Here is an 11,573-nt window from a genome sequence, read left to right as displayed (position 1 = left end):
GGCCGAAGATGTACGACCCCACAGTCGCCCGGCTCACCTTCCGGGCCCTGCTCGGCCGTCGCCGGGCGCTCATCCTGGGCGCGCTGCCCCTGCTGCTGCTCGTCATCGCCGTGGCGGTGCGCGGTCTGTCCGGAGCCGACGACCAGACGGCGGCCGATGTGCTGGGCGGGTTCGCGCTCGCCACCATGGTGCCGATCATCGGCGTCATCGCCGGCACCGGGGCCATCGGCCCGGAGATCGACGACGGCTCGGTGGTGTATCTGCTGTCCAAGCCGGTCAAGCGGCCGACGATCATCTTCACCAAGCTGATCGTCGCCGTCGCCGTGACGATGGTCTTCTCCGCCGGTCCGACCATGATCGCGGGGCTGATCCTGAACGGCAACGGCCAGCAGGTCGCCGTCGCCTACACCGTCGCCGCGCTGGTCGCCTCCATCGCCTACGCCGCGCTGTTCCTGCTGCTGGGCACGGTGTCCCGGCACGCCGTGGTGTTCGGGCTGGTCTACGCCCTCGTCTGGGAGGCCCTGTTCGGCTCCCTGGTCCCCGGCGCGCGCACCCTCAGCGTCCAGCAGTGGTCGCTGGCGGTCGCACAGAAGGTCGGCGACGGCAACCTGGTGACCTCGGACGTGGGTCTGACCACCGCGACAGTGCTGCTGGCGGCGGTCACGGTGCTGGCCACCTGGTACGCCGGCCAGAAACTTCGCTCGCTGACACTCGCCGGAGAGGAGTGAGACGGGGCCGGCGGGCCCCTGCCGGTCCTCCGGTGGATCACACCGAGTGCGCCCGGTGGACCCGCCACCGGCGCCGCGGTGGATTAATCGGTGGCGCCGAACTCCGGCGCCCCGCAGACTGGTTGTCGTACGCGCCGCCGGGAGTGAGGCGGCGCCGTGTACTGGGAGAGGAGCCCGGGCGATGTCCATGCACGACAGTACGTCCGGCTCCCGACAGGGCAGCCCGCGGCGGGCTCCGGAGTAGCCACCACCCCTCCGTAGAGCCCGCCCCGCACGGGGAGCTGCCCGGGGCGGCCGCTTCGAGCACGCGGTGCACCGCGCCCGCGTGGGCCGCCCACCCGGAGGATTGGCCGAGCGGTAAGGCACCGGCTTGCGCTGTGACGCAGCAGAGGCGAGCCGAGGTCGGGCCTGGAAAGCCCGCGCACGTTCGATCCGTGCATCCTCCGCCGACATCGGAAAACCCCGCCGTCCCGACGCCATACCGAACCACCGGCCCCCGGCCGGCATCTCGAACCACCGGCCCCGGTCGGCATCAGGAACCAGCAGCCCCCGGCCGACACCCGAGACCCACGGAAAGCCACGAGGACCACTGCGGTGTCCGGGACGGCCGGCTCAGCCGAGCAGTCGCTCCAGCACCACCGCGATGCCGTCCTCGTCGTTCGAGGACGTGACCTCGTCCGCCACCGCCCGCAGCTCGGCATGGGCATTGGCCATGGCCACGCCGTGGGAGGCCCAGGCGAACATCGGGATGTCGTTGGGCATGTCGCCGAAGGCGATGGTGTCCGCGGCCTTCAGCCCGAGCCGCCGGGCCGCCAGCGACAGCCCGGTGGCCTTGGACAGCCCGAGCGGAAGGAGCTCGACGATGCCCGCGCCCGCCATGGTGACCGTGACGAAGCCGCCCGCGGTCCGGCGGGCCACCTCGGCCAGTGCATCGTCCGACAGCGCCGGATGCTGGATATAGATCTTGTTCAGCGGCGCGGACCACAGGTCCGAGGCGTCCGTGAAAGGGGTCGCCTGCAGATTGCCCGCGACCTCGTAGCCGGGCCCGACCAGGACCTCGCCGTCCAGGCCGTCGCGGCTGGCCGCCAGATACAGCGGGCCGGTCTCCGCCTCGATCTTGGCCAGCGCCAACCCCGCCAGCTGGCGGTCCAGCGTGACCGAGGTGAGCAGCCGGTGCTCCCCGGCGTGGTACACCTGCGCACCCTGACCGCAGACGGCCAGACCCTCGTAGCCGAGATCGTCGAGGATGTGCCGGGTCCAGGGGACCCCGCGGCCGGTGACGACGATATGGGCGGCGCCCGCCGAGGTGGCCGTGGTGAGCGCGTCACGGGTGCGCCTCGAGACGGTGTCGTCGGTGCGCAGCAGCGTGCCGTCGAGGTCGGTCGCGATCAGCCGGTAGGGCAGATCCGCGCCGGAAGAGGTGCCGCTCACTTGGCCACCGGCTCCAGGACCTCCCGGCCGCCCAGGTACGGGCGCAGCACCTCGGGCACGCGCACCGAGCCGTCGGCCTGCTGGTGGTTCTCCAAGAGGGCGACGATGGTGCGCGGCACCGCGCACAGCGTGCCGTTGAGCGTGGCCAGCGGGCGCACCTTCTTGTCCTCGCGCACCCGGATCGACAGCCGGCGGGACTGGAACTCGGTGCAGTCCGAGGTCGAGGTCAGCTCGCGGTACTTGCCCTGGGTCGGGATCCACGCCTCGCAGTCGAACTTGCGCGAGGCCGAGGCGCCCAGGTCACCGGTGGCGACGTCGATCACTCGGAAGGGCAGCTCCAGCGAGGTCAGCCACTGCTTCTCCCACTCCAGCAGCCGCTGGTGCTCGGCCTGAGAGTCCTCCGGGGCGACGTAGGAGAACATCTCGACCTTGTCGAACTGGTGGACGCGGAAGATGCCCCGGGTGTCCTTGCCGTGCGAACCGGCCTCGCGGCGGAAGCAGGGCGAGAACCCGGCGTAGCGCAGCGGCAGCCGGGAGGCATCGATGATCTCGTCCATGTGGTATGCGGCGAGCGGCACCTCGGACGTGCCGACCAGATAGAGGTCGTCCTTGTCGAAGTGGTAGACATCCTGCGCGGCCTGGCCGAGGAAGCCGGTGCCGGCCATCGACTGCGGGCGTACCAGCGCCGGGGTGAGCATCGGGGTGAAGCCGGCCTCGGTGGCCTGCGCCATCGCCGCGTTGACCAGGGCCAGCTCCAGCAGGGCGCCGACGCCGGTCAGGAAGTAGAAGCGGGAGCCGGAGACCTTGGCCCCGCGCTCCACGTCGATGGCGCCGAGCAGCTGGCCGAGCTCCAGATGGTCCCTGGGCTCGAAGCCCTCGGTGGCGAAGTCGCGGCGCGTGCCGTGCGTCTCCAGCGTGACGAAGTCCTCCTCGCCGCCGACGGGGACGTCGGGGTGGACGAGGTTGCCGAGGCGCAGCAGCAGTTCCTGGGTCTCGGCGTCGGCGGCGTCGCGCTCGGCGTCGGCCGCCTTGACGTCGGCGGCGAGCTGGCTCGCCCGCTCGAGCAGCTGAGCCTTCTCGTCGCCGGTGGCCTTGCCGATGAGCTTGCCGAGGCCCTTCTGCTCGACGCGCAGCTCGTCGAAGCGGACGCCGGACGACCTGCGCCGTTCGTCGGCGGAGAGGAGAGCGTCGACGAGGGCGACATCCTCTCCACGGGCGCGCTGGGAGGCGCGCACTCGGTCGGGGTCCTCACGGAGCAGGCGAAGGTCAATCACGCGGTCAAGGCTACCGGTGCCCGCTGACGGCCCTCGACTCACTATTCGCCACTGCCGTGCCACTGCCGTGCTCACCTTCCGTTATGAGGCAATTGCGGCTTGTGCTCCCTCCTGATCCACCGGATCCTCCGCCTGTCAATTGACGGCGTCTCATTCCCTGGAACGGGGCATGTGGGAGGGTGCGCATTGACCGGATTTCCTTGCGGGGAACGGGACTTGGGGATTGGTTGTCCACAGGGATCCACAGTTCCGGAAAGTTATCCACAGGCTGTGCGAAAGATCTGTGGATTCCGGAATTGATCATTCCCAATGGGTTCTGCGGGCGAAGAATTCCCGATGGAAACCTCCCGCACACCCACGTTCGAGTGGAAACGGGTCACTCCGGGGGATGGCGGGCGAGAAACAGGTGGACGAAGGGTGACTTGCGGCACGGAGGGCGGAGACGGGGCTTGTAGGGCGATTTGTCGACTGAATCATGCTTCGCTGTCGACTTGTCCCCAGATCGAGAAGCGGACCTGTGGATAACTTCTGTGGACAACGACGATCGGCCGATACGACCGTACGACGGCTCGGAATCGACCGTCCTGGCAGCGGCTCAGAAACGCCCGTCCTGACAGCGCCCGACCCAGTCCGCCGCCGCCGCGAACGCCTCGTCCGAGGTGTCCTGCCGCGGCGCATCCGCATCGCCCGGCTTCAGGTCCGCACGCGGATAGGACCCGAGGTACCGCACCTGGAGACAGATCCGCTTCAGCCCCGCCAGGGCGTCGGCCACCCGGCGGTCGGAGATATGTCCCTCGGCGTCGATGCAGAAGCAGTAGTTGCCGATTCCGGCGCCGGTGGGGCGGGACTGGAGCAGCATCAGGTTGATGCCGCGGGTGGCGAACTCGCCGAGCAGATCGCGTAGCCCGCCGGGGTGGTCGTCGCGCTGCCACAGCACCACGGACGTCTTGTCGGCACCGGTCGGCGCCGCCGGTCGAGCGGGGCGGCCCACCAGCACAAAGCGTGTCTGGGCGTTCTCCGCGTCGTGGATCCCGGTCTCCAGCGGCACGAGGCCGTACCGGGAGGCGGCGAACTCGCCGGCGAAGGCGGCGTCGTACCGGCCCTCCTGGACCAGGCGGGCGCCGTCGGCGTTGGAGGCGGCCGACTCCCAGGCGGCGTCCGGAAGATGTGCCTTCAGCCAGTTGCGCACCTGGGGCTGGGCCGCCGGATGGGCGGTGACCGTCTTGATGTCCGACAGCCTGGTGCCGGGGCGGACCAGCAGTGCGAAGGTGATCGACAGCAGCACCTCGCGGTAGATCATCAGCGGTCGGCCGGCGACCAGCTCGTCGAGGGTGGTGGTGATACCGCCCTCGACGGAGTTCTCGATCGGTACGAACGCGGCCTCGGCCTCGCCGTCCCGCACGGCGTCGAGCGCGGACTGGACCGACACGTACGGGACCAGTTCCCGGGTCGCTGCCTCGGGAAGCGTGCGCAGGGCGACTTCGGTGAAGGTGCCCTCGGGGCCGAGATACGCGTAACTGGCTGGCATGACCTCACCCTAATGCGCCCGCGGAATCCCGTCCCTCGCGTCTCACCGCAGCCCTCCCAGGGGAACCGGGAACGCCGGGAGCCGGACCGCCGCCGGCGGGTACCGCGAGGGGCGGGCCGGTCCGGCGGTCAGCTCTCCAGCAGCCGCTGCCCGACGTACTCCCCCTCCGCCGCGCCACCCGGCACTGCGAACAGTCCGCTGGCCTCGTGGCGGATGAACTCCGACAGCGCGTCCCCCCGGTCCAGCTTGCGCTGTACCGGCACGAAGCCGCGCAGCGGATCGGCCTGCCAGCAGATGAACAGCAGACCGGCGTCGGGCACGCCGTCCGCGTCGTAGCCGTCGTGGTAGGAGAAGGGCCGCCGGAGCATCGCCGCGCCGCCGTTCTGGTCGGGGCGGGTGATCCGGGCGTGGGCGTTGACGGGGACGGCCAGTGTCCCGGTGTCGTCGGTCTTCTCCAGGTCCATCTCGGTCGTCTCGCCGCCCCCGGACAGCGGTGCCCCGTCGGACTTGCGGCGCCCGATGACGTCCTCCTGCGCCCTTGCCGACAGCTTCTCCCAGTCGTCCAGCAGCATGCGGATGCGGCGTACCACGGCGTAGGAGCCGTTGGCCATCCACGCGGGGTCCCCCTCGCCCGGCCCGGGCACGAAGATCCGCTCGTCGAAGTCGGCGTCGGCCGGCTTGGGGTTGCGGGTGCCGTCCACCTGGCCCATGAGGTTGCGGGCCGTCATCGGGTGGGCGGTGGCACCAGGGGAGCGGTTGAAGCCGTTCATCTGCCAGCGGACCCGGGCCGCCGACCTGGCGTCCTTCTGGATCGCGCGGAGGGCGTGGAAGGCGACCAGAGCGTCGTTCGCGCCGATCTGCACCCACAGGTCGCCGTTGCTACGGGCCTTGTCGAGTCGGTCGGAGGAGAAGTCGGGCAGTGGGTCCAGCGCGGTCGGCCGCTGCTTCTCCAGGCCGGTCCGGCCGAAGAAGCCGTGGCCGAAGCCGAAGGTCACGGTGAGGGAGGAGGGCCCGGCGTCCCGGGCCACATCGGTGTCGTCGGACCCGGCCGGATCGCCCGCCATCAACCGCCGGGCCGTGTCGGACCAGCGGCGCAGCAGGGCCGTCGCCTCCTTGCGTCCGGCACCCGCCGCCAGGTCGAAGGCGACGAGATGGCCGCACGACTGCATCGGGTCGGTGATTCCCGGCTGATGTTTCCCGTGAAACATCGCCTGCCCCGTACCGAGCGAGGTGAGCGGGGTGGCGCCGGAGGGGGCGGCCGCATATCCCGTGGCCGCGCCCGCCGCCCCGAGCACGAGGCCGGTGGCGCCGGCGGTGCCGAGCAGCCGCCGCCGTGAGATGCCCGCCGGCGCGAGCGCCTGTACGGGGCCCTGGACGCCGGTGCCCGCCTCGCGGGTGCTACGGGCCTGCGGAATGGACTGGTCAGCCATGTGCGAATCAGCCGATCTGCGCGTTCTTGGAGACGGTCACCTGGTCGACGTCGGAGCTGCGCACGGTCGCGGCGACCTCCCAGTCACCGGCCATGGGGATCTGCACTCCGCTCGCCGACCAGTGGCCGGTCGAGATGTGGTCGGGGACGACGGGCAGCGGCCCGAGGTCCTTCGCCTCCAGAGTGAAGGCGATCTTCACCTCGGGGAGGTCGAGGGGGCGTCCGTCCGTCCGGGTGGCGTAGACATGGACGTCGTTGGCGCCGACGCGGGCGGGATCGAGGTCGATCCGTACGACGCCCTTGCCGTTCTCGCCGCCGGTGTCGAACGGGATGTCCAGCGTCAGCGTTCCGGTGGCGGTGTCGGTCGACGAGGCGGTGTCGGACGAGGTGGCGGCCGCGGCCTCCTCCACCGTGCGTCCCGGCTCGGTCTGCGTCAGCACGGTCGTGACGGCGAGCAGGACGACGGCGACGCCGGCCTCGGCGAGCACGGAGCGCCGGAGTCCGAAGCGGTGCGGATCGGAGTCGCGTACCCGCTTCTGGCGGGCGGCCTCCACCGCCGCACGCTGCCGGGCGAGCTGCGCGGCGCGCTTGGAGTCGCCGGAGCCCGCAGCACCGGCCGCCGCCCCCACCTTCGCCCGCGTCTGCTCCCGCTGCTCCTTCTGATCTTTCTGCTGCTTCTTCTCCCGCTGCTCAGCGCGGTCCTTCTCCCGAGTCCTGGACCGCTGTTTCGCCGCGGCGGTCACCGCGTCCGCCAGCTGGGCCGTCCACCTCCGGGACACATAGGCGACGCCGACCAGCACCACCACCAGCCCGAGCTTGACCATCAGCAGCTGGCCGTACCGGGTGTCGGTGAACGCCGTCCAGGAGCCCAGCTGGCGCCAGGACTGGTAGACGCCGGTCGCCACCAGCGCGACCACGCTGCCGAAGGCGACCCGTGAGAAGCGGTGTACGGCGGATGCCTCCACCGGCTGGTCCGCGGGGGCTCGGTACAGCGCGACGAGCAGGGCGGTGAGCCCGCCGAGCCAGGCGGCGACGGCCAGTAGATGGACGACGTCGACCGGCATCGCGATGCCCGTCTGGATCCCGGTCGAGGCGTGCTCGGACATCGCCCAGCTCGCCGCCAGCCCGGCCGCGACGACCGTCCCGCCGACCGCGAGTCCGAAGGTCAGGTCGCGCTTCTCCTCGTCCTCGCGCTTGTCGTAGGCGCCGAAGAGTACGGCGACGAACAGCGCCGCCGCGGCGAGCAGCAGCAACCGGGAGACGAGGGCCGCACCGGTCTTGGTCTGCAGCACCTGGCCGAGCAGCTCCAGGTCGAAGATGTCGCCGACCTTCCCGGAGCTGGTGTAGGAGCCGCGGAGCAGCAGCAGGAGCAGGGTCGCGCCGGTGAGCGCCAGCCATCCGGAGACCACCAGCCGCTGCACGGTCCGGACGCCCGATCCGCGCGGCCAGCAGGCGAGCACGAAGGCCGCGCCGCCCACGAGCACGATGAAGCCGGCGTACGACACATACCGCCCGAATCCGTACAGCAGTCCGACGACGCCGCCGCCGACGACCTGGTCGGAGGCCGAGACCGAGGTCGCCGAGGGCGCGCCTATGGAGAAGGTGAAGGCCCCGGCGACGGGATGGCTGTCGGCGGACACGACCTGGTAGGCCACCGTGTACGTGCCGTCGGGCAGCCCCGAGCGCAGCTTCACGGCGTAGGTGGTGCCGCCCGCCTCGGACGGTTCACCGTCGTCGACGCGGTTGCCCTTGGGATCGAGGACCCGCAGTGAGTCCGCGTCCATCGACACCGACTCGGAGAAGGTGACGGACACCTGGGCCGGGGCCTTGTCGACCACCGCCCCCTGCTGCGGGTCGCTCCCGGTCAGCGCGGCATGCGCGGAGGCCGGGCCGGCCGCGGCGAGCAGTGCGCAGGCCGCGGCCAGGAACAGCAGCACCAGGGTTCGCATGCGCGGAGCGATGGTCTGCGTCAAGGTGGTCCCTCCCTGGGTGACCGGAAGCGCTCAGTGCCCTGAGTGCTTGGACTTCCCCGAGCGATCGGAGTGCTCCGACTCCCCGGAGTCTGTGGAGTGCGCCGAGCCCGCCGAGTCTCCGGCGTCCGGCCGGTACGTGGCCGGCTTCACCGGCAGATCGACCGTGACGGGGTCGGAGTGCGCGAAGTGGAGTTCGACGGACACCGTCTGCCCCTCCTTCGGCTGCTGCTTCAGCTCCTCGAACATCAGATGGTTGCCGCCGCTCTTAAGTTCGAGCTTGCCGTGCGCGGGGATCGGGAGGCCGTCGACCTCCTTCATCACCCCGTCGACCGTCTCGTGCACGGTCACCTCGCCGAGGTCGCTGGTGACGGAGGTCAGCTCGTCCTGGGCGTCGCCCTCGTTGGCGATGGTCAGGAACCCGGCGGCCATCGACTCGGAGACCGGCTGCGGCATGTAGGCGGCGCTGACCGCCAGATCGGCGGCCCGGGAATCCTCGCCGGAGCCGGAGCCGGAGCCGGAGCCGGAGCCGGAGCTGTCCGAGCCGCAAGCCGCGAGTATCAGGGCGCCGGCCAGGACGGAGGCGGGCACGGCGAGGGCGCGGTGCAGGGCCGGCCGGGCGGCGGCCCGGCGGATGCGGAGGCTCACGGCTTCGCCCCCTCGATGAGCTTGGGGAGATCCTTGGCGTAGTCGTCGACCTGGGCGTCCTCGCCGTAGATCACATAGCCGGCGTCGGTCTTCGGGGAGAAGGCGATCACCTGGGTGCCGTGCTGCGAGACGACCTTGCCGTTCTTGTCCTTGGCCGGCGGGTCGATGGAGATGCCGAGGGTGCGGGCACCGGCCTGGACGGTGGAGAAGTCACCGGTCAGACCGACGAACTCGGGGTCGATGCCCTTGAGCCACTTGCCGAGCGCCTCGGGGGTGTCCCGCTCGGGGTCGGTGGAGACGAACACGACCTGCAGCTTCTCCTGCTCGGCCGGGGACAGTTCCTTCTTGGCCACCGCGATGTTGCTCATGGTCAGCGGGCAGACGTCCGGGCAGTGGGTGTAGCCGAAGTAGATCAGGGTCGGCTTGCCCGCGGTCTGCTCGCGCAGGTCGTAGGAGTTGCCGTGGGTGTCGGTCAGGACCAGGTCCGGCTTCTCGAACGGCCGGTCGAGGACGGTGGCCGCCTCTTGGGAGGTGTCCTCGGAGACCACGGTGACCGGATCGTCGCTGCTGTCACCGCTGCCGCAGGCGGACAGGGTCAGGGAGGCGGCGGCGAGCAGGGCCGCCGCCGCGATGGTCTTCTTGCGCATAGAAAAATGTCCCAGATGTGAGGTGCGCGGGTGCGCGCCGGGGTGCCGAACCGCGGACACCGAGGGGCCCGCACTGCGGATTCGGGCCCGGCGCGCACCGGACGGGAGGAACGTCAGGCGTTGCCGCGTCGGCGCCCGGCGAGCACGCCGTACGCCACACCCGCGGCGCCGACGACGATGCCGACGACACCCAGGACTCGGGCGGTGGTGTCGGTGCTGTCGGAGGAGCCTGCGTCGGCGGTGGTGGTGTTCTGGGCGGCGGGCTCGGCGTCCTTGGCCTCGTGGGCCCCCTCGGCCTCCTCGCCGGACTTCGCGTCCGAGCCACCGCCGTGGTGGCCGTCCTCGGCGGCGGACAGCTCGAGCACGGGCGCCGGATGGTCGGGCTCTTCCTGGCCTTCCTGCGGCACCTCGATCCAGCGGACGACCTCGTCGTTGGAGTACGTCTGGAGCGCCTTGAAGACCAGTTCGTCGGTGTCCTCGGGGAGCGCGCCGACGGAGACCGGGAACTTCTGGAAGTAGCCCGGCTCGATGCCCTTGCCGTCGGCGGTCCAGGTGACCTTGGTGACGGCCTCGGTGAGCTTCTTGCCGTGCGCCTCGATCGGCTTGTCCAGCTTGCTCTTGGTGACGTCCGCCTTCCAGCCGGGGACCGGCGCGGGCATCACCGAGGACAGCGGGTGGTCCGCGGGGAAGGTGATCTCCAGCTTGGTGGTGGAGGCGTTGTCCCGCTCGTTGGGGACCTTGAAGTTGACGGTGGCGTAGCCGCCCTGGGCGGCGGTGCCCTCGGGTTGCACGGTGACGTGCGCGAACGCCGGGGAGGACAGAACGAGCACGGCGGTGCCGGCCACGGCGCCGGCGGCGGCGAGACGGGAAGCCTTCATGGGCTTGAGTACTCCGCTTCGAGTGGGTTGCCGGTGCGGACGCACCGGCGGTGCTGAACGGTTACAGGGGTGCGCGGGTGCATCAAGAGCGCACGCGCGCGTGCCGCACGACGGCGGCCCCTCTCCCCGTTCACTCCCGTGGAACGGCGATGCGGCGGAGCGGTGGAGCGGTGGTGTCGCGTCGTGTCAGGCGGCGAGGGCGAACACGGTGGCGGGCGGACCGCGCCGGATCACCGTGTGCTGCAGTGCGGTGTTACGCGGCGCGGGCGGTGCGAGCGGGGTGGTACGCAGCCCGCGCAGGCCGCACTCGGGGGCGTCCGGAAGCCCGGAGCTCAGGGCGCGGACCAGCGCGAGCGCCCCGCGCAGGGAGCGTACGAGGGTCTCCTCGGCGACCGCGTGCGCCGATTGCGCCGACAGTTCGACGAGCCGCGCCAGCGCCAGGTCGCCGCGGCGCAGCAGCCAGCCCGCCGCGGCGGCGGCGAGGACATGGCCGAGCAGCATCGACAGGGACGGCAGGAGCGACTCGGAGGAGTGCGCGGCGAGGGACACCGCACCGGAGGCGGGAGCCGCGGAGGCCTGGGCCGCCTGAGCGCCGGCGTCCGGGACGACCCGCGCATCGGTCAGGATCCGCTCGGCCTGGGCCGGGCTGATCGCCGCCGCGGTGGTCCCGCACATCAGCCGCGCGGCCTGCTGGATCAGCGAGGCGTCGGACAGCGAGCCGGCCGACCGGGCCGTCGCCGTGACCGCCGTACCGCCGTGCTGCCCGAGCCCGAACAGCGTGTGCAGCGCCAGCTGTCCGGCCGCCAGCAGGGCCGCGATGCCCGGCAGCGAGCGCTCGCGTCCGGCGAGCGGCGCCGCCACCACGGCCACCCCGAGCAGTCCCGCGCCCAGGGCCCACAGCGGGATCCCCGCGCCGGAGGCGAGCGTGTGCCCGGCCGCGGCCAGCACGACGCAGACCGCGGCGAACACCGCGGCCCGCAGGACCCGGAGATCGTGTCCGGAGCGCGCCACTGGCGGATGGGGGGCAGTCATGGCGGGCT

At 71.5% G+C, this 11,573-nt stretch carries 10 protein-coding genes and 1 tRNA gene; 2 read left to right on the top strand and 9 right to left on the bottom strand.

Going from position 1 to position 11,573, the window contains the following annotated elements; genetic code table 11:
* Nucleotides 1-8: 8 nt before the first annotated feature.
* Together V5O46_RS19720 and V5O46_RS19715 are read left to right on the top strand one after the other, a co-directional pair.
* On the top strand, nucleotides 9-728 hold the full coding sequence (locus tag V5O46_RS19720; RefSeq protein ID WP_332885940.1) for an ABC transporter permease: 720 nt from the start codon (nucleotides 9-11) through the stop codon (nucleotides 726-728).
* Nucleotides 729-1,068: 340 nt separating this feature from the next.
* Nucleotides 1,069-1,174 (top strand) — tRNA-OTHER (locus tag V5O46_RS19715).
* Between the two features lie 166 nt (nucleotides 1,175-1,340).
* On the opposite strand, the gene V5O46_RS19710 is transcribed toward V5O46_RS19715, so the two are convergent.
* The 9 genes from V5O46_RS19710 to V5O46_RS19670 form a co-directional block, all read right to left on the bottom strand.
* The gene (locus V5O46_RS19710; protein WP_332885939.1) at nucleotides 1,341-2,159 is read right to left on the bottom strand and encodes an HAD family hydrolase; all 819 of its coding nucleotides are present in this window, start codon (nucleotides 2,157-2,159) and stop codon (nucleotides 1,341-1,343) included.
* Entirely contained in the window at nucleotides 2,156-3,433 is a 1,278-nt protein-coding gene (gene serS, locus V5O46_RS19705) for a serine--tRNA ligase (protein ID WP_332885938.1), read from the bottom strand. Before serS ends, V5O46_RS19710 begins: the two co-directional genes overlap by 4 nt.
* 595 nt (nucleotides 3,434-4,028) lie before the next feature.
* Entirely contained in the window at nucleotides 4,029-4,961 is a 933-nt protein-coding gene (pheA, locus tag V5O46_RS19700) for a prephenate dehydratase (RefSeq protein ID WP_332885937.1), read from the bottom strand.
* Nucleotides 4,962-5,089: 128 nt separating this feature from the next.
* Complete coding sequence (gene efeB, locus V5O46_RS19695) at nucleotides 5,090-6,391, bottom strand: iron uptake transporter deferrochelatase/peroxidase subunit (RefSeq protein WP_332885936.1); 1,302 nt, start codon at nucleotides 6,389-6,391, stop codon at nucleotides 5,090-5,092.
* 7 nt (nucleotides 6,392-6,398) lie between these two features.
* Nucleotides 6,399-8,363 carry a copper resistance CopC/CopD family protein gene (locus V5O46_RS19690; RefSeq protein ID WP_332885935.1) on the bottom strand — a complete coding sequence of 655 codons (1,965 nt, stop codon included), beginning with the start codon at nucleotides 8,361-8,363 and terminating at the stop codon, nucleotides 6,399-6,401.
* Between the two features lie 30 nt (nucleotides 8,364-8,393).
* The gene (locus V5O46_RS19685; protein WP_408649020.1) at nucleotides 8,394-9,008 is read right to left on the bottom strand and encodes a copper chaperone PCu(A)C; all 615 of its coding nucleotides are present in this window, start codon (nucleotides 9,006-9,008) and stop codon (nucleotides 8,394-8,396) included.
* On the bottom strand, nucleotides 9,005-9,655 hold the full coding sequence (locus V5O46_RS19680; RefSeq protein ID WP_332885934.1) for an SCO family protein: 651 nt from the start codon (nucleotides 9,653-9,655) through the stop codon (nucleotides 9,005-9,007). The genes V5O46_RS19685 and V5O46_RS19680 overlap by 4 nt, the downstream gene beginning before the upstream one ends.
* A gap of 113 nt (nucleotides 9,656-9,768) precedes the next feature.
* On the bottom strand, nucleotides 9,769-10,533 hold the full coding sequence (locus tag V5O46_RS19675) for a YcnI family copper-binding membrane protein (protein WP_332885933.1): 765 nt from the start codon (nucleotides 10,531-10,533) through the stop codon (nucleotides 9,769-9,771).
* 186 nt (nucleotides 10,534-10,719) lie between these two features.
* Nucleotides 10,720-11,565, bottom strand: coding sequence for a hypothetical protein (locus V5O46_RS19670; RefSeq protein WP_332885932.1), 846 nt, complete (start codon nucleotides 11,563-11,565; stop codon nucleotides 10,720-10,722).
* Nucleotides 11,566-11,573: the final 8 nt, after the last annotated feature.

It is taken from the genome of Streptomyces poriticola (assembly GCF_036689765.1).
GTDB lineage: Bacteria > Actinomycetota > Actinomycetes > Streptomycetales > Streptomycetaceae > Streptomyces > Streptomyces poriticola.
Note: the sequence above shows the minus strand (reverse complement) of the source record. Positions and strands in the feature narration are given on the sequence as shown.